Origin of the sequence: Pseudomonas sp. MH10, from assembly GCF_034353045.1 — a bacterium.
In the GTDB taxonomy this organism is placed as follows: domain Bacteria; phylum Pseudomonadota; class Gammaproteobacteria; order Pseudomonadales; family Pseudomonadaceae; genus Aquipseudomonas.
In genome coordinates, this window is record NZ_CP133783.1 from 5315988 (window position 1) to 5340397 (window position 24410).

The window sequence follows — 24410 nt, forward strand, 5'->3', positions numbered from 1 at the left end:
TGTTTTCAGACCGAAACGTCAGTCCACCAGGCGACGAGGTAAAGCCGAGGCAAAAAAAAGTAATATTAACGTTTGTGGGATTCTATCTGCCTGGCTATAAAAGTGGGGGGCCGCTACGAACAATCATGCATCTCGTAAATAATTTAAGTGACGAATTTCTATTTCTAATAGTTACTCGTGATCACGATCTGGGTGATAATGATACTTATTCTGATGTCACAGTAAATGAATGGCAGGATGTGGGTGCCGCAAAGGTACTTTATGTGTCAGAAGGGAACATGTCTAATAACTTTCTTCGTACATTGCTATCCAAGACGCCTCACGATATTTTATATTTGAATAGTTTTTTTGACATCGATTATTCGATCAAGCCTTTGTTTGCCAGATTGTGGTTGAGTAAACTCGACAGGCGTCCTGTTTTGCTGGCTCCAAGAGGTGAGTTCTCTCCAGGAGCGTTGAAACTTAAACACATAAAAAAACGTGTGTATTTATTGTTCGTTCGGCTGATTAGGCTTTACAGAAACGTTAATTTTCAAGCATCAAGCATACTTGAGTCGGAAAATATCCAGCGTGAGCTAGGCTACGTTGATCCAATTGTTAAAGTGGCTATCGATTTACCGGACAAAAAAGCGTCACCGACAGTGGGCTCGACAACAATCATCCTGAGCAGTGCACTGAAAATAATATTTCTCTCACGTATATCGCCCATGAAAAATCTAGATTTCGCGCTGAAGATACTCAGTCGATTGGAAAGTGATGTCGTGTTTGACATATATGGTCCTATAGAGGATCTTGAATATTGGGCGCTATGTCAGTCATTGATTGAAGTTTTGCCGAGCAATATAAAAGTTTTTTATAAAGGCGGTGTTGCGCCGGTTGAAGTCGGCCCTACCTTTGCGGGGTATGATCTGTTCCTTTTTCCTACTCGAGGGGAAAACTACGGTCATGTTATCGCAGAGTCGTTGTCTGCAGGGACGGTCGTTCTTGTAAGTGATCAGACTCCTTGGAAAAACTTAAAGGATGACGGGTTAGGCTGGGATATACCTCTTCAGTCACCTGATGAGATGGTTGAGGCAATAACTGAGTTTGCTTCAAGAGGGCGCGAAGCGTGGTCAGCACATAGGAGCATTGTTCAGTCCAATGTTGCATCCCGCCTCTATAATCCAGCAAATGTCCAAGCAAACCGGGATATGTTTAATAGTATTGCTTGAACTTACATTCAGACAGTATAGGAATAAAATGCGCATATTGGTTTTGTCTCAGTATTTCTGGCCGGAAAATTTCATTATAAATGACGTTGTTAGAGAGCTTGCGACTCAAGGGCATGATGTTACGGTCGCGACTGGGAAGCCAAATTACCCAGACGGGAACGTATACCCTGGATATCAGGTTTCGGGAGCAATGAAAGAGTCCTTCGGCGACAATATTCTAGTCGTAAGAATCCCGTTGTTACCGCGGGGTAAAGGCGGAGCTTTAAACTTGTTGAAAAATTATTTTTCTTTTGTATTTTACGGCCTTTGGTATTTTCCTAAATTGTTGAAGTATCAAAAATTTGATACGATTTTGGTATTCGCTCCGTCGCCCATTCTGCAAGTAATACCCGCTATTTTTATGAAAAAAATAAAGCATTCTCATTTGGCTGTTTGGGTGCAAGATCTTTGGCCGGAAAGTTTATCGGCCACAGGATTTGTAAAAAACAAAACAGTATTAAAATTAGTTGGGCTAGCTGTTAAAGCCATCTATGCTGGGTGCGATACGCTTTTGGTGCAATCCAGGGCATTTATAAATCCAGTGTCAAAATATGCTGCTCTCGATAAAATTGTTTACTATCCTAATTCACTACTTGAATTGTCGCCTGATCCTAAAAGCGAACCAATTCCTCTCGATATGGTGTCCCAGTTCGAATCGGGGTTTAACCTCATATTTGCGGGAAATATCGGCACTGCGCAAGCGGTTGAAACACTTGTTGATACCTGTCGGAAAATGCGTTCCGACAAGAATTTCAAATTATTCTTGATCGGAAGCGGCAGCCTGTTCGATTGGGTAAAAACGCAGAAAACTGCTGAGGGTCTCGACAACCTTATCCTGCCTGGTCGCTTCCCTTCCTCGATGATGCCGGCGATTTTCGCCAAAGCCTCAGCGCTGCTTGTGTCATTAAAGGATGAGGAGATATTTGCCTATACTGTTCCCAGTAAAATCCAGAGTTACCTTGCAGCAGGACGCCCGATTGTCGCCTCATTGCGAGGCGAGGGGGCTCAAGTCATCGCTGATGCCGGTGCTGGTCTGTCCTGTCCACCGGAAGACTCAGAAGCTTTGGCCACTTGCATTCGCAAAATGATGGCGCTCGACGATATTGAACACCGTGAAATGGGTCTTTCAGGGAGGAAATTTTTCGAGGAGAATTTTCAAATGCGCCAGCAGGTTGAGAGTTTGGTTGAGATCCTTCTGAAAAGATCTCAACAATCGAGAGAGAACGGACAATGAAAGTGCTACTACTGGGCGTTACAGGAATGTTGGGAAGTGTAGCGTACAAAGCTTTTTGTGACGACTCAAAGTATGAAGTATGGGGCACACTTCGCAATCCGTCGGGGCTGAAATACTTTGCAGAAGGTATAAGAAAAAACCTCCTAAGCGGAGTCGATGTTGCGGATTTCGATTCGATCGTGTCGGTCTTCAGTAAAATAAAACCTGATATTGTAATGAACTGTATCGGTTTAATAAAGCAGCTGGCGGACTCGAAAGATCCCTTGTCAGCATTACCCATAAACGCGATGCTTCCACACCGACTATCCAAATTGTGTCAGCTGGGTAACGCGCGGCTTATTCATATCAGCACTGATTGCGTCTTCTCTGGGCGTAAAGGAGGTTATGAAGAGAGCGACGTGTCTGATGCCGAAGATTTGTATGGGAAGTCCAAGTATATAGGCGAGTTACATAATGAAACCCACGCTATTACTTTACGCACATCTATCATTGGTCATGAACTTTCGAGTAGCTATTCGTTAGTCGATTGGTTTCTGTCCCAAGAAGGTGAGCTAAAAGGCTTTTCCAAAGCGATTTTTTCGGGTCTTCCGGTGGCCGAACTGGTTAATGTAATAAAAGACATTGTCATTCCAAACACATCGTTGCATGGCTTGTATCACGTTTCTGCGAAGCCTATTTCGAAATTTTGCTTGTTAAAACTCATTGCTGACGTATATGAGAAAAAAATATCTATTATTGAAGATAGCTCTCTCATCATTGATCGATCTTTGGTCAGTCAGCGTTTTACACTGGCAACCGGCTATTGCGCTCCAGAATGGCCACAACTTATACGGCTAATGCATCGATCTAAGTCACCAAATACCATGGATACCCATTATGTTTGATAATAAAGTATTAATGATTACTGGCGGCACAGGTTCGTTCGGGCATACTGTGCTGAAGCGATTTATCAATACGAATGTTAAAGAAATTCGTATATTTAGCCGTGATGAGAAAAAACAGGAAGACATGCGAATAGCGCTGTCCAATGATAAAGTTAAATTTTATATTGGCGACGTCAGAAACGTTGATAGCCTCCAACAAGCTATGGTAGGCGTTGATTATATTTTTCATGCTGCGGCTTTGAAGCAGGTGCCGTCGTGTGAATTTTATCCGATGGAAGCAGTGCGGACTAATATTTTGGGGACAGAAAACGTTCTCAATGCTGCAATTGCTTCTGACGTAAAAAGAGTTGTTGTTTTAAGCACCGATAAAGCTGTTTATCCAATCAACGCTATGGGCATTTCCAAAGCGATGGGTGAAAAGCTAGTCGTTGCAAAGTCAAGAATGATCCCTGAAGGCGGAACCGTTATATGCGCCACTCGTTACGGGAACGTAATGGCGTCTCGGGGTTCAGTCATTCCTTTGTTTGTAAATCAAATCCGTAATGGTGAAGACATGACGGTCACCGATCCGGAGATGACCCGTTTCTTAATGTCTTTAGAGGATTCAGTTGATCTGGTATTGCATGCGTTTGAGCATGGGCAGCAGGGTGATGTTTTTATTCAAAAATCTCCCGCCTCTACGGTGGGCGATCTCGCATTGGCGCTCAGAGAGTTGTTCGCTAAAACTAATTCATTGAAAGTAATTGGTACCCGTCACGGTGAGAAACTGTACGAATCTCTGGTCTCTCGTGAAGAGATGGCGAAAGCTGAGGACATGGGTCGTTATTATCGGGTTCCAGCCGATAACAGAGATTTAAATTACAATAAGTATTTTGTTGAAGGCGAGCAAAAAATCGCCGAATTCGACGATTACACTTCTCATAATACAGAACGCCTTGACATTGCTAGGATAAAAAAACTGTTATTGAAGCTCGATTATATAAAGGATGAGTTAAATGCTTAAGGTCATGACTTTAGTGGGTACGCGTCCGGAAATCATCAAAATGAGCCGCGTGATCGCTGAGTTGGATAAGCAAACTCATCACGTTTTGGTTCACTCAGGTCAAAATTATGACTATGAATTGAACCAGGTCTTTTTTGATGACCTTGAGATTCGTAAGCCTGATCACTTTTTAGGGGCTGCGGGCGATACGGCGGCAAAAACAATTTCGGAAGTTATTTCCAAGGCTGATGACATTTTTGAAATCGAAGCTCCTGACGCGTTGCTGCTGTATGGGGACACTAATAGTTGCTTGGCAATCATCGCTGCAAAGCGTAGGAAAATCCCTATATTTCATATGGAGGCGGGCAATCGCTGTTTTGATCAGCGTGTTCCAGAAGAGTTGAATCGTAAAGTACTTGATCATTTAAGTGATATTAATCTAGTGCTCACAGAGCACGCTCGTCGCTATTTACTGGATGAAGGTATTCGTCCCGAAACGATCATTAAGACCGGTTCGCATATGGAAGAGGTTCTTGATTATTATATGCCGCGCATATTGGAATCGGACGTCTTGATCCGTGAAGGGCTTGAGGAAGGGAAGTACTTTATTGTCAGTGCCCACCGGGAGGAGAATGTTGATACGCCTGACAATCTTCGCGATCTGCTTGAATCCCTTCGAGCGCTAGCAGATAAATATAGCTATCCCATTATTGTTTCCACTCATCCTCGCACCCGTAAGCGTTTAGAAGCACTTGGTGAAAACCTTGATCATCCTTTGCTTCGGTTTGTGAAACCATTTGGGTTGCTCGATTATATCAAGTTGCAGATAGGATCTTTTTGTATTCTCTCTGACAGCGGAACTATTATGGAAGAAGCGAGTTTATTAAATCTTCCCGCAGTAACCATCCGAAATACGCATGAGCGGCCAGAAGGTATGGATGCGGGCACACTCATCATGTGCGGTTTGAAGTCCAATCGTGTGCTTGACGCAGTGAGTGTTGTGACGAGTCAGCACGATCGTACACTTAGAGTTTTCAAATCCGTGGGTGACTATTTAGGCGGTTCTGTGTCTAAACAGATTGTGCGCATTGTTTATAGCTACACTGATTATATAAATCGCACTGTGTGGTCGAAGAATTAAGGGGTTAGGCATGCGCTTATTGGCTACTGGTGCTTGGGGCGTCGTAGGGCGGCGTCTGGTTAGCGTTCTCGCCAGTAAAACAGGTATGGATGTCGCTGCAGTCGCCAGGCGTGATAGTTCCGGCCGGCTAGAGTTTGTTGCCATTAATCCCATGAGTGAACTGTCATCATCTGTTGTCAGCGTGGACAATGCGCTTTAAAGCACTGCGTTACCTTTTCAAGGGCAGCAAAAATAATGACTCACTCGTGGCTTTTTCCAGCGGTTTTACTAACGGCTTTTTTATTAACTGCGGCTTTACGGCGGTACGCTCTGGCCCAAAGCATAATGGATATTCCGAACGCTCGTAGTTCCCACACTACCCCCACACCGCGGGGAGGTGGTGTGGCGATAGTTTTGGCATTTTGCCTGGCGTTACCCATCCTAGGTTGGATGGAGTTAGCGAACTGGAAGACAGTGTGTGCGCTTGGAGGATCCGGAATCCTTGTTGCTGTGCTGGGCTTCATGGATGATCACGGTCACATCGCTGCCAGATGGCGGCTGCTCGGGCATTTTGCAGGTGCGCTTTGGGCGTTGTTTTGGCTTGGAGGATTGCCGGCCATCGAGGTTCTCGGGACGGCTGTTAACCTCGGTTGGATTGGACATACTCTCGCAGTGCTCTACCTAGTATGGATGCTGAATTTATACAATTTTATGGATGGTATCGACGGTATCGCTAGCGTTGAAGCTGTCTGCGTTTGTCTGGGTGCCTGTATTTTATATTGGATGCTGGGCCGCGCAGATTTGGTGTGGCTCCCATTGATGCTTGCTGTGGCTGTGATCGGGTTTTTGTACTGGAATTTTCCTCCCGCACGCATATTCATGGGAGATGCAGGAAGCGGTTTCTTGGGCATAACAATTGGTGTTCTATCGCTGCAAGCCGCTTGGACCGAACCCTCGCTCCTATGGGGATGGTTGATTTTGTTAGGCGTGTTTATTGTGGATGCAACTTTTACCTTATTGCGACGTATCCTAAGGGGAGAGAAAGTCTATGAAGCGCATCGCAGCCATGCGTATCAGTACGCGTCACGGTTATACGGTAAGCACCTGCCTATCACACTGGTTGTAGGCGCACTCAATTTGTTTTGGTTATTGCCCATTGCCATTTGGGTGGTGAATTTTGGGTTGAATAGCATTATTGGCGTTTTAATTGCGTACGTGCCGTTGGGTTTGCTGGCCTTAAAGTATCGCGCAGGCGCGCTTGAAATATCCCCGATAAATGTGTGATTCATTTGACCCTGCGGGCGTTGGGAACTGGGCAGGGTCAATATGACTGCAATGCAGAAAAATTTAAGGAGTGTTGACCGGTGAGTGAAGGGATCATGGATAAAATGCGGGCAATGTTGCTTGGCCTACCGCGACGGCAAAAGCGATTAATTCAAGTGTTTGCCGACGTGATTTTGGTTTGGGCTGCACTGTGGCTGGCGTTTGTCGTGCGCCTCGGAATTGATGAATTAATCAATCCATTATTCAATCACAGATGGCTATTTATTAGCGCTCCGGCGGTGGCAATACCCCTTTTTATTCGATTCGGAATGTACCGAGCCGTCATGCGATACTTCGGTAATGATGCGTTGATAGCCATCGTCAAGGCAGTCAGCCTATCGGCGCTAGTACTTGGAATAATTGTCTATTGGTATAGTAATCATCAGAATGTAATTCCACGCTCAGTAGTATTTAATTACTGGTGGTTAAGCATGGTTCTGATTGGGGGGTTGCGCTTAGCAATGCGCGAATACTTCCTGGGAGATTGGTTCGCTGCAGCCCAGCACGTTCCCTTTACAAACCGAAATGACGGAATATCAAAGGTAGCTATTTATGGTGCGGGTGCTGCCGGCAACCAGTTGGTGGCTGCGTTGCGTATGGGCAGATTGATGCGGCCGGTGGCTTTTATAGATGACGACGAAAGTATCTCTAATCGAGTTATAGCAGGATTACCCGTCTATAAACCGCGACATATCCAGCGCATGATTGAAGTGACTGAAGTTCAAGAAATATTGTTGGCAGTCCCTTCTTGCACTCGCGGACGTCGTCGTGAAATTTTGGGTTATTTAGAAGGTTTTCCTCTTCATGTACGAAGCGTGCCGGGGTTCATGGACCTTGCAAATGGCCGAGTTAAAGTTGACGATATCCAAGAAGTGGATATAGGTGATTTGCTTGGCCGAGATACTGTTCCCGCTCAAGAGGACTTGCTAGAACTCTGTATCGCTGGGAAAACCGTTCTGGTAACGGGTGCCGGCGGATCAATTGGTTCGGAGCTATGTCGCCAAATTTTGGCTTTGGGACCAACCACTCTTCTTTTGTTCGAACACAGCGAATTTAATCTTTACACCATTCTCTCAGAGTTAGAGCAGCGCGTTAACAGGGAGTCGCTAACCGTCCAGATAATTCCAATCCTGGGTTCGGTAACTAATTCGAACAAAGTCTTGCATACGTTGAGGACTTGGCGGGTGGAAACGGTTTACCACGCTGCAGCCTACAAGCACGTACCTATGGTCGAGCATAATATAGCCGAGGGTGTGTTGAATAATGTCATGGGGACGCTCTATGCCGCTCAAGCTGCATTGCAGGCTGGTGTTGCTAACTTTGTGCTTATATCTACTGATAAAGCCGTGCGTCCAACTAATGTTATGGGCAGTACGAAACGTTTAGCTGAGCTTACCCTTCAAGCGCTTAGCCGCGAATTGGCTCCCATAATGTTTGGGGATAAGGCCAATATCTCCCAAGTAAACAAAACCCGATTTACGATGGTTCGCTTTGGTAATGTTTTGGGCTCTTCAGGGTCAGTAATTCCACTTTTTCATAAACAAATTAAATCAGGAGGTCCGTTGACGGTCACCCACCCCAACATCACCCGTTATTTCATGACTATTCCGGAAGCGGCGCAATTAGTAATTCAGGCGGGGTCAATGGGGATAGGGGGGGATGTATTTGTATTGGATATGGGTGAGCCGGTGAAGATTATAGAACTTGCCGAGAAAATGGTCCATCTGTCGGGGCTCAGTATCCGTTCAGAGAAAAATCCTCACGGTGATATCTCTATCGAGTTTAGCGGATTGCGTCCAGGTGAAAAACTTTATGAGGAACTGCTCATCGGTGACAATGTCGTGGCGACGCGCCATCCAATGATAATGAGTGCTAGCGAAGATTATATGACTTGGGAAATATTGAAAACCGAAGTAGCCGAACTTCTTTCTGCTATTGATGACCTTGATTACGTCCGGGTTCGTCAGTTATTACGAGATACGGTAAGTGGGTATAGCCCTGACGGAGAGATCGTTGATTGGTTTTTCTTGCAAAATCGACTTGAACCTTGAATTTTGCGAATGTGATAGTGATGTACATCATGAGTATATTTTTTCAAAGTTGCGTCCGTCGAGCTAACGCCTTAAGTGTATTAATCAGCGTTTTTATTAATTCAATGCGTATTCACCATTAAGCAATGGCTGCCCACTGTTAGAGTGGCGATTAAAGGAAAGAAATGAGGCGTATTACACTATTCCCACTTGGTATTATTGTCGCTTTCTTAATTAGTTTCTATATGGCAACATTTAGACTTTCTTTCTTTTATCAAGAAGTTGATCTATTGCCAGTTGTGGCTGTATTGGTGATAATTAGTTTTGTGTTCGCAGTGGCGTTACCGTTCAGCAGGCTTTATCATACGCCGGAAACTGTATCGAATGACTATTTGACGTTCTATGTGCAAGCGCTGGTAGTAGTGATATTTTTTCTTGTAGAGCTTGCGTATTTTGGTGTGCCTTTGTTTGGGTTAGATCGATCTGAGTTTGCCGGTTTTAAAAGTTTGCACGTTATATTTTATGCGTTTATTATTTATCTTAATATAAAGTCAGCAACGTTTGCTTCCATAAGGCCAGTATTGCTGATATTCGTTGTGTCCTGCTTGCTTGGCGCCCTCATGTTAACAAGGCAGTTATTAATGTATTCATTTCTTGTTTTTGTGATTTCTTTAGCGTCGCAGGGAAAAATAAAATTATGGCAAATATTAATAATGTGCGCTTTGGTTGTTGTCGCGTTTAGCACGCTTGGTAATATTAGGGAGTCAGGCGGCAGCGATCTTATATTTACAGTGGGCGGTGCAAATGAAGATGGCCGTAAACTGCCGGCTTCACTTTATTGGATGTGGTTGTATATTGTTTGCCCAATCTATAATTTATCTTATAATTTCCAGTCACATGATATTTTAGAGATTAGGGTTGACGATGTTAAGGCACTGCTCACAAATATTTTCGTTCCGGAGTTTTTTTATGCGAGATTTGAAATTATGCGTCCACAACCAGATTATATTATACCGTATTTGAATGTTGCGTCAGGGTTTGGTTTGACAGCAAAATTAGCCGGTATTGTTGGTGTTCTTATACACTCAATTTCGCTATTGATATTTTATTTTCTTGGCCTGATTTTTTTGAACGGGAAATACAAGACGGCTTTTATCGTTCATTTTTCAGCATGCGCTATATTATTTTTCTTTGATAACAAATTTATTCAGGCGGAATATTATTTAGCATTTGTATATTTATACCTGTTTTCTTTTACAGGTTGTCTCGTTAAATATTTTATGTTTTATAAAAGGGGGCAGCGTTCATTGGTTGTCGCGGACGATGATTAATACAGTTAAATTCTTAAATAACTTTCCACGTCTTGTCCGCACGATCCAACACGCTCAGCGGCGTTACACGAGGCTGTATTTCTCCAGCCAACCTTTTAGTTGCGCGAGCACCGGAAGGTTCATTTCCTGGCGGCCGATAAAGCGCTGCTCTTCGCTCACGTCTTCAAGGTCGCGCTCAATCCCGAACAGCTTATTAATCATCGCCGACGCAATATCGGCTCTCCCGGTCTTGCCCCTGGGCGGCACTTCTCGGGCTTCGACAAACTCCCGGAGCAACTAGACCTGTTCTTTTAAATCGACGAACTGACCTTTATCTACCTGACGCTCACCGAACATCTGTAAAAGCATTTGCTAAAGCAGAAGTGGGTCATCAGGTAGGTTATCGGGGCGTTAAATTTATGCCCGGATGGGTTTGTTGAGGCACACGAAGAGCACTGGGTCAAAGACCGCAACCTTGATATCCAGCTCGACCAGGACGGCGAGGCCGTCGATGGACTTTCGAAAGTCGACCGGCTTGGGGGTACCCACGTCTGCTCATCGGAGCGCATTGTGGCCCAATCTATATTTCGATTACACCAAGCAGTTCGGACATGCCTTCCATTCCATCCCTCCTCGGATGCAGCGTTCTAACGGTGGTAATTATGTATATCAGACAAAGTAGATGTTTGACGGCAAGTGCCGACTGGCGGCATGTCTTGGCTACTCGGTTCGCCCGGTTAGAGTCGCTTAAGTGGGTCGGTTTTTTCATCGGCTGGATGAAAGGTCATGGGGGCCACTCATGCGAGTACTCCGCCGCCCCTCATTCTCAGTAAATATTTTAGCCAACAGCCTCGCTAGCCCGCTAGCAAGTGGCTGATCTGGAGTGTTTTTTTGATTGGGAACAGCAATTCTGAATTAGCCCCCGCGTTGCCTGAATCTCAGCACCACCGAGTAGCTGCTTTCGTTTATCTGATATTCTCGCGTCCACTAAAATGCTGAGGTTGACCGGATCGTCACCTGAAACTGCATTCAGCATGAATTTACTCCGCCAAAATGTGGCTACTTAAGGGTTCTAGAAATGGATTTGATTCCGGTGATTTTGTCAGGAGGCGTAGGCAGCCGTTTGTGGCCCGTATCTCGCGAGGCCCATCCCAAGCCATTCATGACACTGCCTGACGGACAGAATTTGATTCAAAAGACGTTCATTCGCGCGGCCAAGCTTGAAGGTGTATCGGAGGTTTTGACCGTAACGAATCGTGAGTTACTGTTCAAAACTGAAGACGAATACCGTACGGTCAATTCATCGGCACATTCGCAAAGCTTCATTTTGGAACCGTTTGGCCGTAACACCGCAGCTGCGGTGGCAATGGCTGCATTGCATGTACAGCAGACCCACGGCGACGAGGCGAATCTGTTGGTACTTGCCGCCGATCACCTCATCCAGGACGAACCCGCATTTGCGGTTGCGGTGGCCAAAGCGGTTGCACTTTCGCAGCAAGGGTGGCTCGTGACTTTCGGTATTCAGCCGCAGTACCCGGAAACCGGCTTTGGCTACATCGAGGCGGGCGATTCGGTTGGCGAGGAGGGTGGACTGAGGGTTGCTCGGTTCGTTGAGAAACCCGACGTTGCTACTGCCGAGCGTTATGTGGCAGCGGGTAATTATTTCTGGAACTCAGGAATGTTCTGTTTCCAGGTTGGAACAGTCCTTGAAGAATTCCGCAAACATGCTCCGGATGTGCTGACAGCTGCCGCGGCATCCCTCGCTCATTCGCGTTTGACCACCAGTGTTGGCTACCGATGCCTGGCTATTGATCCGGATACTTTTGCCCAGGTCCCGGACATCTCCATCGACTATGCATTGATGGAGCGCTCTCAAAGGGTGGTCACCGTTCCGTGTGATATCGGCTGGAGTGATATCGGCTCGTGGAACGCGGTTAGCGACCTGACCAAAGCTGACGAAAACGGCAATCGCTTCGAGGGAGAAGTGCTTTCCCATGGCTCGCGCAACAACTATGTAAACAGTGAAGGGCGCCTCACGGCCTTGGTTGGTGTTGAAAACCTGCTGGTGATTGATACACCCGACGCCGTGATGATCGTTCATAAAGATCATGCCCAAGATGTAAAACATATTGTCGGTCAGCTTAAAAGCTCCGGTCATACGCTTCACCAGCTACATCGCACCGTGCATCGCCCCTGGGGCACTTACACGACCCTCGAAAACGGCGAGCGTTTCAAGATCAAGCGAATCGTAGTGAAGCCACAAGCTTCTCTTTCGCTGCAGATGCACCATCACCGTAGCGAGCATTGGATCGTCGTCAGTGGCATGGCCGTGATCGTGAATGATGACAAGGAATTGATGCTCAATACCAACGAGTCGACCTTCATTCGTGCCGGTCACAAGCATCGGTTGAGCAATCCTGGGGTTATTGACCTGGTATTGATTGAAGTTCAGAGCGGCGATTATTTGGGCGAAGACGATATCGTTCGTTTCGAAGACGTGTACGGTCGAGTCGACAGCTAGCCAATGCGCAATCTCGCCTGTGAGGTTATTGGCTCACGGGCCACAGGTATGCGTTCAAATCCGCCGTGTCCATTGTTATAACCGATGCCGCGGGCTTGGAACGAAGATCAATCTTGCCCTTTATATCGGTCGAGAAATAGTCGATCCGAGTCAGGTTGCGAGTCCTATTTATAAAACGTTTTTCATGTGTGGGGGCGTTAGGTCGGTGATACACTCCCGCGCCTTTCCAAATTCCCTCTTGGCAGTCCTGAGATTATGCGCAGTACACATGACAATAACCTCCAGGCTGCTTTGAAGGCTTGCAGGAGCAGTTTTGTATCGGTTGGCTTCTTTAGCCTATTCATCAACGCTCTGATGCTCGTACCGACCTTCTATATGTTGCAGGTTTACGGTCGCGTGGTCACCAGCGGCAGCATTTCAACGCTGGTGATGCTGACGATCATCATGGTCGTGCTGATGGTAACCATGGGTGCGCTGGAACTGGTTCGTTCGCGAATCATGGTTCGGGTCAGCACCAAGCTGGACATCCTGTTGAGTCGTGACCTGTACCGGGCCAGCTTCAAGCGTGCCTTGGTCAGTGGCGGTATGGATTCCTCAGCCCAAGCCCTGAACGACCTGACCGGCCTGCGTCAATTCATGACGGGCAACGGGTTGTTTGCGTTTTTTGATGCGCCTTGGCTGCCAATCTACATAGCAGTAATGTTCATGTTCCACCCGTGGTACGGCTGGATGGCAATCGTATGCTCGATCATTTTGGTGTGTTTCGCGATCCTCAACGAGAAAATGACCGGGGCCACCTTAGCCGTCGCCAACAAAGAAAATATCGCTGCCAGCCTCTACACCAACAAGAATCTGCGTAACGCCGAAGTCATCGAATCCATGGGCATGCTCAACACCCTGATCGGTCGCTGGGCGCATCGTCAAAAAAAGGTTTTGGTACTGCAGTCGATCGCCAGCGACAAGGGCGGTCTGATGACCAATATTTCCAAGACCTTTCGCATGCTGGTGCAGTCCCTGATTCTCGGTTTGGGCGCCTACCTGGCGGTCAATCATGAAATCAGCTCCGGCCTGGTCATCGCAGGTTCCGTGTTGCTGGGCCGTGCATTGGCGCCGTTGGATCTGATCATCGGCAGTTGGAAAGGCTTTATCAGCGCACGTTCGCAATATGATCGTCTGAATGACATTCTGGACACGCAAGAAAACGAACCTCAGCGCATGTCCCTGCCTGTACCCCAAGGCAACGTGTTGGTAGAAAACCTGATTGTCAGTGCCCCCGGTGGTAAGACCCCCATCATCAAGGGCATCAGTTTTGACGTCCCCGCTGGCCAAGTGGTCGGTATCATCGGCCCGAGTGCATCCGGTAAATCGACCCTGGCTCGCGCCTTGATGGGCATCTGGGTACCGCAACATGGCGTCGTGCGCCTGGACGGCGCCGATATCAGTAATTGGGATAAAAACGAACTGGGTCCATACGTGGGCTACCTGCCACAGGATATCGAGCTGTTCGAAGGCAGCATCAGTGAAAACATCGCCCGTTTCTCCGTGGTTGATTCTGCTCAAGTGATCATGGCTGCGCGCACTGCCGGTGTTCACGAGATGATCCTGTTATTGCCTGAAGGCTACGACACGGTGATTGGCAGCGAGGGCGTCAACCTGTCCGGCGGACAGCGTCAGCGTATCGGACTGGCCCGTGCCCTGTACCGCGCGCCGCGTCTGATCATCCTCGATGAACCCAACTCCAACCTCGATGATGCTGGTGAACAAGCGCTTGCCCAAGCCATCATGTTCATGAAAGCCAGCGGCTCAACAGTCTTCGTGATTACTCACCGCACGACCATCCTGTCGCACCTTGATCGCCTCATGGTCATGAGCGGCGGCAGCATCTCCATGTATGGTCCGCGCGAACAAGTCATGGCTGAACTCAACGCCCAACATCTCGCCGCTCAACAAAAAGCAGCTCAAATTGCCTCAGCCGCAGTGCCAGACAGCGTCTGATAGGAAGATTGTCGATGACTAGTAATACACTCACTACAACCGCCGATATCTTCAATGGCGTTCCAGTATCTGATACGAAGGCCCGGCGAGTCGGTTTCTGGATTGTCTTTGTGACCTTTGGTCTGTTTGGTTCTTGGGCAGCTTTTGCTCCGCTGGACAGCGCCGCTTATTCGCCCGGTGTGGTCACCGTTCAAAGCTATCGCAAGACCGTTCAGCACCTGGAAGGCGGCATCGTCAAAGAAGTGCTCGTCCACGACGGCGATATCGTCAAAAAAGGCGACCCGATCATTGTGCTTGACGACAGCCAGTTGAAGGCTGAATACGAAACCACCCGCAGCCAGTACATTGCCGCCAAAGCAATGGAAGCGCGTCTGCGCTCCGAGCGTGACGACAAAAGCACCATCGACTTCGATAAGATGCTCCCTGCCAATACGCCTCGTGGCGAAGAAGCACGCAACAGCGAAACTCAGGTGTTCAACGCTCGCCGTGGCTCGCGCCTGGGTGAAGTGTCGGTATTGCAAGAGCGTATCGGTCAGTTCAACCAGCAGATCAAGGGCACTGAAGCCATGATCGGCACCAAGATCAATCTGGAAAAATCCTACACCGGCGAAATCGGCGAGCTCAACGAGTTACTGGCCCAAGGATTCGTCGACAAACAAAGGATGCTGGAGCAGCAGCGTAAGCTGGACATGCTCAAGTCTGAAGTCGCTGAGCTTCAGTCATCGACTACCAAGACGCGCCTGCAGATCAACGAAACGCAGTTGCAAATCCTGCAGATCAACAAAGACTTCAACTCTGATGTAGTCAAGCAACTGGCTGACGTCCAGACCAAGACCTACGACCTGAAAGAGCGCACCGCAGCGCTTGAGGATCGCTTGTCTCGTGTGGTCATTCGGGCGCCGGATGACGGCATGGTCATCGGCATGACCGTACACACCATCGGCGGTGTTGTGCGTCCCGCGACCCCGTTGCTTGACATCGTGCCATCGGTTTCGGAGTTGGTAATCGAAGCGCATGTGCAGCCGGTAGACATTGATCGCATCGCGATAGGCAAGCTGGCCGACATCCGCTTCAGTGCGTTCAATAGCGCGACCACACCGCCGATCGAAGGCATCGTGACCCAAGTCTCTGCTGACCGCCTGACCGATGAACGAACAGGCCAACCTTACTACTTGGCGCGTATTGAAGTGACGGCGGCAGGGGAACATAAACTCGGTGATCGCAAACTGTTGCCGGGCATGCCCGCAGACGTTCTGATCAATACCGGCGCGCGAACCATGTTGCAATACATCATGCAGCCGGCGCGTAACGCTATCGCCCAATCTATGATCGAGGAATGATCGTGCGCTTGTTTCCATATGTGTTGTTGGGAATGTTGGCGCTGCAAGCCCATGCAGCCGAACCGAAAACCGCCGAGCCATCCAAGCCTAAACCCGCGTTGACCAGTGTCAGCGCCAAGGAGTACTCGGCTGACCTGATGCAGCTTTACCGCGAGGCTCGCCTTGAGGATCCAAGGGTCACCGCCGCCTACGCGCGAACCGAAGCAGGCAAAGACCATGAGCGTGAAGCCTTTGGCGCTCTTTTGCCGCAGATCAGTGCCAATGCCGGTGCAAACCGCATCAAGCAGACCAACGTGCTCATCAGCCAGATTTACAACAGCGAAAACTACAGCGTAGGTCTTAACCAGGTCATTTATAACAAAGCGACCTGGGAAAACTACAAGAAATACGAAAGTCTGGCCAAGCAGGCCATCTCCGAGTCTGATGAAGCCCAGGCCGAAGCGACTGTCGATCTGGCGCAGCGTTATTTCGCGGCATTGGCGGCTGATGATGAGCTTGAGTTAGTCCAGGCTGAGCGCCGCGCCACGCAAAAGAACCTTGACCGGGTCAATGCCCTGTACGAAAAAAAGTACGCCATGGTGACTGACGTACTGGACCTCAAGGCCCGTGTCGATACCTTGGTTGCTCAAGAAGTGGACGCGCGCAATCAGATCCGCCTGAGTCGCGCAGCGCTTTCCGAAATCGTCGGTCGTCCTGTCACGGAGAAGCTTAGCCGTGTACGCACCGACGTGGAGCTAAAGGTGTCGGAGGAATCCTTGGCAAGCTGGGTTGATCTTGCCCAAGCCGATAACCCGAGCATCAAGGCCAATCTGAGCGCCGTCGAGGCATCCGAAGCCGCGTTGCGTGGCGGCAAGGGCGGGCATTACCCTACGCTGGGATTGAACCTCAGCGCACAAAACACCAACGAAGGCTACAACAACGCCATTGCACCTAAAACCGACAGCTATGTGGCAGGGTTGCAATTGTCGATCCCGATTTACAGCGGTGGCTCGACTTCTGCACACGTCAGCGGTTTGTATCAGGACCAGATATCTGCCGAGATGCAGCTGGAAGCAACCCGCCGCCAGGTTGTCAAAGAAACCACCAATGCTTACTTGACCGCAGACTCAAGTGTCGAAAAAATCCGCGCTAACCGTAATGCCTTGTCGTCGGCCGAACAGTCCAGCATTGCCTCGCAAAAGGCTTTTGCCTACGGCGTGGTTAACGCCGTTGACGTCCTGACCAGCGTTCAGAACGAGTTCAAGGCTCGGCGTGATTTGCTCAAGACCCAGTACGACTTCATCACCAACCTGTTCATTCTCAATCGTTGGGCGGGCAAGTTGTCCGAAGCCAGTGTTGAAAGCGTCAATGTGTGGCTGAGCAACAACAGTAAAACGGACCTCGTACCCGACCGGACTTCCAAGCAATGAATGCATCCCGGAAATCAGTAGTTATCACGGGCATCACCGGGCAAGACGGTGCGTACCTTACCCAGTTGCTTTTGGAGAAAGGCTACAAGGTGTACGGCACCTATCGCCGTACCAGTTCGGTTAACTTCTGGCGTCTGGAAGAGTTGGGTGTTGCTACTCACGAAAACCTTGAACTGGTTGAGCATGACCTCACCGATTTAAGTGCCAGTATCCGTTTGCTGCAAAAGGCCGAGCCGTCAGAGGTTTACAACCTGGCGGCGCAGAGCTTTGTAGGCGTGTCTTTCGACCAGCCTATAACCACCGCTGAGATTACCGGAATCGGTGCAGTCAACCTGCTCGAAGCCATCCGCATCGTCAATCCGAAGATCCGCTTCTATCAAGCGTCTACGTCGGAAATGTTCGGCAAGGTTCAAGACGTTCCGCAGACCGAAGACACTTCGTTTTACCCGCGCAGCCCTTACGGCGTGGCCAAGCTCTACGCGCACTGGATGACCATCAATTACCGCGAATCCTACGGAATCTTCGGGGCCAGCGGCATTCTGTTCAATCACGAGTCGCCGCTACGTGGCAAAGAGTTCGTGACCCGCAAGATTACCGATGCGGCAGCGCGTATTTCACTGGGCATGCAGGACCGCCTGGAATTGGGGAATATGGATGCCAAGCGTGATTGGGGTTTTGCCAAGGAATACGTCGAAGGCATGTGGCGCATGCTGCAAGCTGATGAGCCGGACACCTTCGTGCTCGCCACCAACCGCACCGAGACCGTTCGCGATTTCGTATCGATGGCGTTCAAAGCCGTTGATATCAACGTGGAATGGAAGGGTACTGCTGACAACGAATATGGCGTTGACACCAAAAGCGGCAAAACCATCGTTCAGGTCAACCCAAAATTCTACCGTCCTGCCGAAGTCGAATTGCTCATTGGCGACCCTGAAAAAGCCCGCCGCGTACTGGGTTGGGAAGCCAAGACCCCGCTAGAACAACTTTGCCAGCTGATGGTCGATGCGGATGTGCGCCGCAACAAGAGCGGTACCTCGTTCTGAATGCCCATGTCGGCCCGAATGCGTCCGCGTTCGGGCAGCTTCGCTTTGCCAGTAAACCCCTCACCACAAGGCCCGATTGCGGCCTATGTTTCACTACTGTTAGCTACCCGTCCTCAACAGGAATGCCTTGATTTGAATACCACTCTGCGAGAACTCTGGCAGGCGCGCCACTTCATCAAAAATTCGATTCGCAACGAATTCGTCTCGAGGGTGGTTCGCAGTCGTTTGGGTTTGTTATGGATTGTCCTTTATCCGTTGGCCCAAGTGGTTATCTACGCCTTTGTGCTGTCGGTGATCATGGCAGCCAAATTGCCCGGGCTTAACAGCGCTTACGCGTACCCGATCTACCTCACAGCCGGTATTTTGGCCTGGACGTTATTCGCTGAAATCGTCAGCCGCTGCCTGAACGTGTTCATCGAAAACGGCAATTTGCTGAAAAAAATGGTATTTCCACGACTTGCCTTGCCCACCATCGTGTGTGGCAGTGCCTTGCTCAATAACGCGGTGCTGTTAGCCTCGGTATTGGCGATTTTTGCCTTGCTAGGCCACATCCCAAACCAGCAAATCCTCTGGTTGCCAGTGCTGACTCTTTTGTTGATGGGCCTGGCCTTGGGCTTGGGTCTGGCTTTGGGGCTGCTCAATGTATTTTTCCGCGACGTTGGGCAGGTCGTTACCATCGTGCTGCAATTCAGCTTTTGGCTAACACCGGTGGTCTACAACATCGACATGCTCGGCGAGCAATACCGACGCTATTTGCACATCAATCCCATGACCGGAATCGTTCAGGCCTATCAGAGTGTGTTGGTCTACGGCCGGGCGCCGGATTTCTCTCAGTTGATTTACCCGGCGGTGTTCGCGGCGGTGACCCTGCTGATCGCGGCGGTGCTTTATCACCGCGCCATAGATGAAGTGGTGGACGTGTTATGACGGCTGCATTGAGTGTCGAAGGCATCGGTAAAGCCTTCAATAAATACCCACGGGAAAGTCTGCGTTTATTGTCCTGGTTAGGCTTCGCCACGCCATCGGTGGTTCGCAAGTGGGTGCTGCAAGACATCTCTTTTGCACTGCAACCGGGTGAGGCGGTGGGATTGATCGGCCTTAATGGCGCAGGCAAAAGCACGCTGCTCAAGATCATCACCGGTACTCTAAAACCCACCACAGGCACTGTACGGATCAACGGCCGCGTGGCTGCGATTCTCGAACTGGGCATGGGCTTTCATGCCGAACTGACCGGCCGGCAAAACGTGTATCACGTCGCCGGTCTCATGGGCTACACCCAGCAGCAGATCGACGGCTTCATTAATGACGTGCATGCCTTTTCCGAAATTGGCGATTACTTCGAGCTGCCGGTACGGGTTTACTCCAGTGGTATGCAGGCGCGTCTCGCGTTTGCCGTAGCCACCGCAGAGCGCCCGGAAATTCTGATCGTCGACGAAGCGCTGTCCGTGGGCGATGCCTACTTCCAGCACAAAAGTTTTGACCGTATTCGGCAATTCACCCGCCAAGGCACGACGCTGCTGTTGGTCAGCCACGATAAACAGGCTATTCAAAGCATCTGCAATCGCGCGATTTTGCTCAACGGTGGCACCGTCGCCATGGAAGGCGAGCCCGACGTGGTGATGGACTACTACAACGCGCTGCTCGCGGCCCATCAGGACCAGCAAATCATTGCCGATCCCAAAAGCCAGGGCGCGATACTGTCGGGCACTGGCGAGGCGGAATTCCTCAGCCAGCAGATCCGTGACGACGACGGCAACCCGTTGGAAATCGTCGATGTCGGCCAACGGGTGCATTTGCACATATCCGCCCGTGCCCACATGGCTATCCCCGATCTCGTGCTCGGGTTCCTGATCAAGGACCGCTATGGCCAAGACGTATTCGGCACCAATACCCGGCTGCTGGATAAAGTGTGTTACGGCATCAAGGCAGAAAGCGACTTGTCGTGGTCATTTGTTTTTCCCGCCAACATCGGGCCGGGGACTTACTCCATTACCCTGGCCTTACACAGCCACGCCGGGCATATCGAGCACAATTATGCCTGGCAGGAGCGCGCCTTGATGTTCGAGGTGGTCAACCGCAGTCAGCGCGAATTTGCCGGCGTTGCCTGGCTTGGCGTTCAACTGGAGAGCCTTCAACACCATGATTGATGATTTTTATCGTGCACTGGAAGAGCGTTTTCGCGCTTCCCGTGAGGACATTCGGGCGCGTCTTGAAGGTTATCGCCCGTTTCTATCCGCGTTGTGTCAAACCACCCCGCGACCCAAGGCATTCGATATCGGCTGTGGCCGCGGCGAATGGCTTGAGCTACTGACTGAAGTCGGCCTGGATGCGCGCGGTGTGGACCTGGACGATTCGATGCTTGCCGCGTGCCATGAGCGCGGGCTCCACGCGCAGAATCAGGATGCCCTTGAGGCACTGCAAGCCCTGCCTGACGCAAGCCTTGACCTGATTTCAGCGTTCCATGTGGTTGAGCACCTGACCTTCGACTACCTGCGAGCGTTGCTCAAAGAGGCTCAGCGAACCCTGAGCCCCCACGGGTTGCTCATCCTGGAAACGCCCAACGCCGAAAATCTGATTGTGGGCACCAACAATTTCTATCTGGACCCCACCCACCAGCGTCCGGTCCCGGCGATATTTCTCGATTTTCTGTGCCAGCATTCCGGTTTCGCACAGAGCAAGATCGTTCGTTTGCAAGAAGACCAGGCGTTGCACACGCCCGATGCCTATATCGGGCTGTGGCAAGTGCTCTATGGCGTCAGCCCGGATTACGCCATCGTGGCGCGTAAATCTGTCCCGGCAGAGCCTGCAAACGATGCGTTCGCCCAGCTCTTCAGTAAAGATTATGGTCTTGACCTACAGACTCTGGCGCAACGCCATGATCAATACGCGCTGCGTAACAACGACGCCCAGCATGCCGTCAATCGACGCCTTGAAAGCCTTGGAAACCAGCTCCATACCCAAGGCGAATACGCTGAACAACTCGCCCAGCTCTGCAAAGAAAGTGCAGAGCGCGCTCAGGCCGCTGAAGCCGAACTCCGGCTTATATACAGCAGCCGCTCGTGGCAGATAACCCGGCCCATGCGCGAGCTGTTCGATACCCTTAGGCACATGGACCGAGCGTCTCTGAAGAGAGGGCTGGCGCGGAGTGTCATCCGCCCAGTGTTCGGCACCTTGAATTATGTAAACAGCAAACCGCGTTTGGCTCAGGCGTTGCGCGCAGCAGTCAACCGCGTGCCTGGGCTGAAAGGGCAGATGCGCGGCCTGGCGTTCAGGTTAGGCCGATTAAGCCAGCCGGTTCTGTCTGACGTGTTGAGCAGTTATTCGCCGCGTGTCGTGCAACTGGGCCAGCACTTGCAACACCTGCTTGAACCGGAAGCCAAGGCGTCGGCTACGCCGCAGCCCAATGAGCGCCCGCGTCTGGCCTATGTTTCACCGATGCCGCCGGACCGTACCGGCATTGCCGATTACAGCGCCGAACTGCTGCCTGCCCTCGCTCAATACTACGAAATCGACGTCATCGTTGAGCAGGGCAGCGCAACCCCGAACGGGAGTGGCTACCAGCTGCGCGACCCGGACTGGCTGCGCCATAACGCTCACAGCTACAGCGCGGTGCTCTATCACTTCGGCAACTCGCCCTTTCATTGCTACATGGTTGAGTTGATCGAGCAGGTGCCGGGCATCGTTGTCCTGCACGATTTCTACCTCAGTGGCTTGATCTGGGCGATGGAAACCCGCCCGGCCTACAGCGGCATAAAAATGCGTGAGCTGTATTACAGCCACGGTTACAGCGCCCTGATCGAAGCCCGGCACGACGAGCGCAAAATCGCTGAGCGTTACTCTTTTAACCGCAGTGTGCTGCAACGTGCCCAGGGTGTGATTGTCCATTCGGCCGTGTCTTTGCGTCTGGCCGAACAGTCTTACGGCGCGCAAGCGTGTGCCGACTGGGTGCAGATTCCGCTGTTGCGTGAACTGGCCGATCAAAGTGATAAGGCACATTCCCGTGCCCATAGCCGCGAGGCTCTAAAAATCACCGAGGGTGCATTTATAGTCTGCAGCTTTGGATTATTGGGTGAGACCAAACTCAATGATCGACTGCTTGACGCTTGGCTCGCCTCTGACCTGGCCGACGACAGCGATTGCCATCTGGTATTCGTCGGCGATCTGGGCACCGACGATTACGCTCAAACATTGCGCAAGCGGCTGGCTGATGTGGGCGCACAGTCGCGTATAAGTATTACCGGTTGGGCGGACAGCGCGACCTTCGAGCATTACCTCGGTGCTGCCGACATTGCGGTGCAATTGCGCAGCCTGACACGGGGCGAAACCTCGGCCGCCGTGCTCGACTGCATGAACCACGGCGTGGCGACCATCGTCAACGCCAATGGCAGCATGGCCGACCTCCCGGAAACCGGCGTGTATCGCCTGCCCGATACCTTCAGCGATGCGCAATTAGCCGAAGCCCTACAATTGTTGCGCCACGACCCTCAAGCCCGCAATGGGCTGGGCCAGCGTGGGCGTGAGGTCATCGAACAGCACCACACGCCGCAGCATTGCGCCGGCCTGTATCACCTGGCGATTGAGCGCTTTTGCCAGCGCAACCTTCAGGTCGAGCAAGGGCTACGGCAGGTGTTGGCGCAGTTGCCGATTCCCGTTCGTGAAACCAATGAAGTGCTCGCACAGGCTGAACAGCTTCTGCAAGGGCGCCTCGACCCGCTGCGCCCTCGGCAATTGCTGTTAGACATTACCGGCACCTTTAACGTAGACCGGCACAGCGGTATAGAGCGCGTAGCCAAGGCATTGACAGTCGCTTTGCTCAACCAGCCACCCGCTGGAGTGCGTGTCGAGCCGGTCTACCTCTCCAACCTCGGCGGCCATTGGCATTACCGTTATGCCAACGCATTCACGGCCAAACTGCTGGGCTTGCCCTTTGCGCTGGTAGACCGAGGCATCGATTATGGTCCTGGCGACCAACTGATTGCTCTGGACCTTTCCGGCAACTCGTTGGTTCAAGCCAGTCTTTGCGGTCTGTATAAGCGTCTTCAGGCTGGGGGCGTCAACTGCCGGGTGCTGGTTCACGACCTGTTGCCGGTAACCTGCCCTGAATTGTTTCCGCCGCAAGCGGACCACCACTTCGCTGATTGGCTGAACCATGTCGCACGACTCGACGGCGCGGTATGCGTGACTAACACCGTGGCGGGCGAGTTGCGGCAGTGGATGCACAAAGCGTTGCCCGATCGAGTGGCTCATTTCACCTTCGATCACTCTCACCACGGTGCCGACCTGTCTAACTCGTCACCCAGCCAAGGCCTGCCCTCTGAAGCCAATGAGCTGATGGCGATGTTTGCCATGCGCCCCAGTGTATTAATGGTGGGCACCCTCGAACCGCGCAAAGGTTATCTGCAGGCTGTCGACGCATTCACCCAGCTGTGGGAGAGCGGGGTCGATGTCAATTTGGTGATCGTCGGGCGTGCCGGTTGGCAACAATTGCCGCTTGATCAGCAGCGCAGCATTCCACAACTGCTGGCGCGCCTGGCCAACCACCCAGAGAAAGGCCGGCGCCTGTTCTGGCTCGACGGTCCCAGCGATGAGTTTCTTGAACTCATTTACGCCAGCGCCAGTGGTTTGCTCGCGGCTTCCGAAGACGAAGGTTTCGGTTTGCCATTGATCGAAGCTGCCCAGAAGGGCCTGCCGATTTTGGCCCGTGATATTCCGGTCTTTAGAGAAGTCGCCACCCAGCACGCGTGTTACTTCACTGCCGATGATCCGCGGCAATTAGCCGCGGCAGTGAGCAGTTGGGTAGAAGCGGGGTTTCAACCCTCGTCCATCGACATGCCATGGCTGACCTGGCAGCAAAGTGCTGACAATCTTCAGCATTTATTGCTGGACTCACCGGCAACCGCCCTTTAAACATTCGCGCATCGGCGCGCCACGATTGCAACGTGCGCGCGCTCTGTCGCAAAGGGCGTCAT

Annotated in this window: 17 protein-coding genes and 1 pseudogene; 16 read left to right on the plus strand and 2 right to left on the minus strand. The window is 50.8% G+C overall.

Annotated elements, in window-relative coordinates; translation table 11 throughout:
* Positions 1–125 precede the first annotated feature (125 nt).
* The 8 genes from RHM59_RS24055 to RHM59_RS24090 all read left to right on the plus strand — a co-directional run bounded on the left by RHM59_RS24055 (position 126) and on the right by RHM59_RS24090 (position 10154).
* A complete protein-coding gene (locus tag RHM59_RS24055; RefSeq protein WP_322285577.1) occupies positions 126–1211 on the plus strand; it encodes a glycosyltransferase in 1086 nt (361 codons plus the stop codon).
* A gap of 28 nt (positions 1212–1239) precedes the next feature.
* Positions 1240–2484: a glycosyltransferase family 4 protein gene (locus tag RHM59_RS24060; RefSeq protein WP_322285578.1), complete on the plus strand. Its 1245-nt coding sequence runs from the start codon at positions 1240–1242 to the stop codon at positions 2482–2484.
* Positions 2481–3368, plus strand: a complete 888-nt coding sequence (locus RHM59_RS24065; RefSeq protein WP_322165570.1) for an SDR family oxidoreductase — start codon at positions 2481–2483, stop codon at positions 3366–3368. The genes RHM59_RS24060 and RHM59_RS24065 overlap by 4 nt, the downstream gene beginning before the upstream one ends.
* Entirely contained in the window at positions 3361–4371 is a 1011-nt protein-coding gene (locus RHM59_RS24070) for a polysaccharide biosynthesis protein (protein WP_322165569.1), read from the plus strand. Before RHM59_RS24065 ends, RHM59_RS24070 begins: the two co-directional genes overlap by 8 nt.
* On the plus strand, positions 4364–5491 hold the full coding sequence (wecB, locus tag RHM59_RS24075; protein WP_322285579.1) for a non-hydrolyzing UDP-N-acetylglucosamine 2-epimerase: 1128 nt from the start codon (positions 4364–4366) through the stop codon (positions 5489–5491). The genes RHM59_RS24070 and wecB overlap by 8 nt, the downstream gene beginning before the upstream one ends.
* Before the next feature lie 234 nt (positions 5492–5725).
* Positions 5726–6754 (plus strand): glycosyltransferase family 4 protein, encoded by a 1029-nt coding sequence (locus RHM59_RS24080; RefSeq protein WP_322285580.1) that lies wholly within the window; start codon positions 5726–5728, stop codon positions 6752–6754.
* A gap of 95 nt (positions 6755–6849) precedes the next feature.
* Positions 6850–8844, plus strand: coding sequence for a nucleoside-diphosphate sugar epimerase/dehydratase (locus RHM59_RS24085; protein ID WP_322286752.1), 1995 nt, complete (start codon positions 6850–6852; stop codon positions 8842–8844).
* Between the two features lie 164 nt (positions 8845–9008).
* Positions 9009–10154, plus strand: coding sequence for a hypothetical protein (locus RHM59_RS24090; protein ID WP_322285581.1), 1146 nt, complete (start codon positions 9009–9011; stop codon positions 10152–10154).
* Between the two features lie 37 nt (positions 10155–10191).
* Here the strand turns inward: RHM59_RS24090 and RHM59_RS24095 are convergent.
* Both RHM59_RS24095 and tnpB read right to left on the minus strand, forming a co-directional pair.
* Positions 10192–10424 (minus strand): annotated as a pseudogene (locus RHM59_RS24095) (IS66 family transposase); the annotation flags it as partial.
* 126 nt (positions 10425–10550) lie between these two features.
* Entirely contained in the window at positions 10551–10682 is a 132-nt protein-coding gene (tnpB, locus tag RHM59_RS25620) for an IS66 family insertion sequence element accessory protein TnpB (protein ID WP_322183471.1), read from the minus strand.
* Between the two features lie 529 nt (positions 10683–11211).
* Between tnpB and RHM59_RS24100 the strand changes: the two genes are divergently transcribed.
* From RHM59_RS24100 to RHM59_RS24135, 8 genes are all read left to right on the plus strand, one after another.
* Positions 11212–12654 carry a mannose-1-phosphate guanylyltransferase/mannose-6-phosphate isomerase gene (locus RHM59_RS24100; RefSeq protein WP_322285582.1) on the plus strand — a complete coding sequence of 481 codons (1443 nt, stop codon included), beginning with the start codon at positions 11212–11214 and terminating at the stop codon, positions 12652–12654.
* A 255-nt stretch (positions 12655–12909) separates the two neighbouring features.
* Positions 12910–14649 (plus strand): type I secretion system permease/ATPase, encoded by a 1740-nt coding sequence (locus RHM59_RS24105; protein WP_322285583.1) that lies wholly within the window; start codon positions 12910–12912, stop codon positions 14647–14649.
* A gap of 14 nt (positions 14650–14663) precedes the next feature.
* Positions 14664–15989, plus strand: coding sequence for an HlyD family type I secretion periplasmic adaptor subunit (locus tag RHM59_RS24110; protein WP_322285584.1), 1326 nt, complete (start codon positions 14664–14666; stop codon positions 15987–15989).
* Positions 15986–17398, plus strand: coding sequence for a TolC family outer membrane protein (locus RHM59_RS24115; protein WP_322285585.1), 1413 nt, complete (start codon positions 15986–15988; stop codon positions 17396–17398). The genes RHM59_RS24110 and RHM59_RS24115 overlap by 4 nt, the downstream gene beginning before the upstream one ends.
* The gene (gmd, locus tag RHM59_RS24120) at positions 17395–18441 is read left to right on the plus strand and encodes a GDP-mannose 4,6-dehydratase (protein ID WP_322285586.1); all 1047 of its coding nucleotides are present in this window, start codon (positions 17395–17397) and stop codon (positions 18439–18441) included. The genes RHM59_RS24115 and gmd overlap by 4 nt, the downstream gene beginning before the upstream one ends.
* A gap of 132 nt (positions 18442–18573) precedes the next feature.
* Positions 18574–19368, plus strand: a complete 795-nt coding sequence (locus RHM59_RS24125) for an ABC transporter permease (RefSeq protein WP_322165557.1) — start codon at positions 18574–18576, stop codon at positions 19366–19368.
* Positions 19365–20588 carry an ABC transporter ATP-binding protein gene (locus RHM59_RS24130; protein ID WP_322285587.1) on the plus strand — a complete coding sequence of 408 codons (1224 nt, stop codon included), beginning with the start codon at positions 19365–19367 and terminating at the stop codon, positions 20586–20588. Before RHM59_RS24125 ends, RHM59_RS24130 begins: the two co-directional genes overlap by 4 nt.
* The gene (locus tag RHM59_RS24135; protein WP_322285588.1) at positions 20581–24348 is read left to right on the plus strand and encodes a glycosyltransferase; all 3768 of its coding nucleotides are present in this window, start codon (positions 20581–20583) and stop codon (positions 24346–24348) included. Before RHM59_RS24130 ends, RHM59_RS24135 begins: the two co-directional genes overlap by 8 nt.
* Positions 24349–24410: the final 62 nt, after the last annotated feature.

Bases quoted from the DNA above. Each gene is read 5' to 3' on its own strand.
- RHM59_RS24055 (WP_322285577.1), top strand. From the start codon at position 126: ATGCATCTCGTAAATAATTTAAGTGACGAATTTCTATTTCTAATAGTT.
- RHM59_RS24060 (WP_322285578.1), top strand. From the start codon at position 1,240: ATGCGCATATTGGTTTTGTCTCAGTATTTCTGGCCGGAAAATTTCATT.
- RHM59_RS24065 (WP_322165570.1), top strand. From the start codon at position 2,481: ATGAAAGTGCTACTACTGGGCGTTACAGGAATGTTGGGAAGTGTAGCG.
- RHM59_RS24070 (WP_322165569.1), top strand. From the start codon at position 3,361: ATGTTTGATAATAAAGTATTAATGATTACTGGCGGCACAGGTTCGTTC.
- wecB (WP_322285579.1), top strand. From the start codon at position 4,364: ATGCTTAAGGTCATGACTTTAGTGGGTACGCGTCCGGAAATCATCAAA.
- RHM59_RS24080 (WP_322285580.1), top strand. From the start codon at position 5,726: ATGACTCACTCGTGGCTTTTTCCAGCGGTTTTACTAACGGCTTTTTTA.
- RHM59_RS24085 (WP_322286752.1), top strand. From the start codon at position 6,850: ATGGATAAAATGCGGGCAATGTTGCTTGGCCTACCGCGACGGCAAAAG.
- RHM59_RS24090 (WP_322285581.1), top strand. From the start codon at position 9,009: ATGAGGCGTATTACACTATTCCCACTTGGTATTATTGTCGCTTTCTTA.
- RHM59_RS24100 (WP_322285582.1), top strand. From the start codon at position 11,212: ATGGATTTGATTCCGGTGATTTTGTCAGGAGGCGTAGGCAGCCGTTTG.
- RHM59_RS24105 (WP_322285583.1), top strand. From the start codon at position 12,910: ATGCGCAGTACACATGACAATAACCTCCAGGCTGCTTTGAAGGCTTGC.
- RHM59_RS24110 (WP_322285584.1), top strand. From the start codon at position 14,664: ATGACTAGTAATACACTCACTACAACCGCCGATATCTTCAATGGCGTT.
- RHM59_RS24115 (WP_322285585.1), top strand. From the start codon at position 15,986: ATGATCGTGCGCTTGTTTCCATATGTGTTGTTGGGAATGTTGGCGCTG.
- gmd (WP_322285586.1), top strand. From the start codon at position 17,395: ATGAATGCATCCCGGAAATCAGTAGTTATCACGGGCATCACCGGGCAA.
- RHM59_RS24130 (WP_322285587.1), top strand. From the start codon at position 19,365: ATGACGGCTGCATTGAGTGTCGAAGGCATCGGTAAAGCCTTCAATAAA.
- RHM59_RS24135 (WP_322285588.1), top strand. From the start codon at position 20,581: ATGATTGATGATTTTTATCGTGCACTGGAAGAGCGTTTTCGCGCTTCC.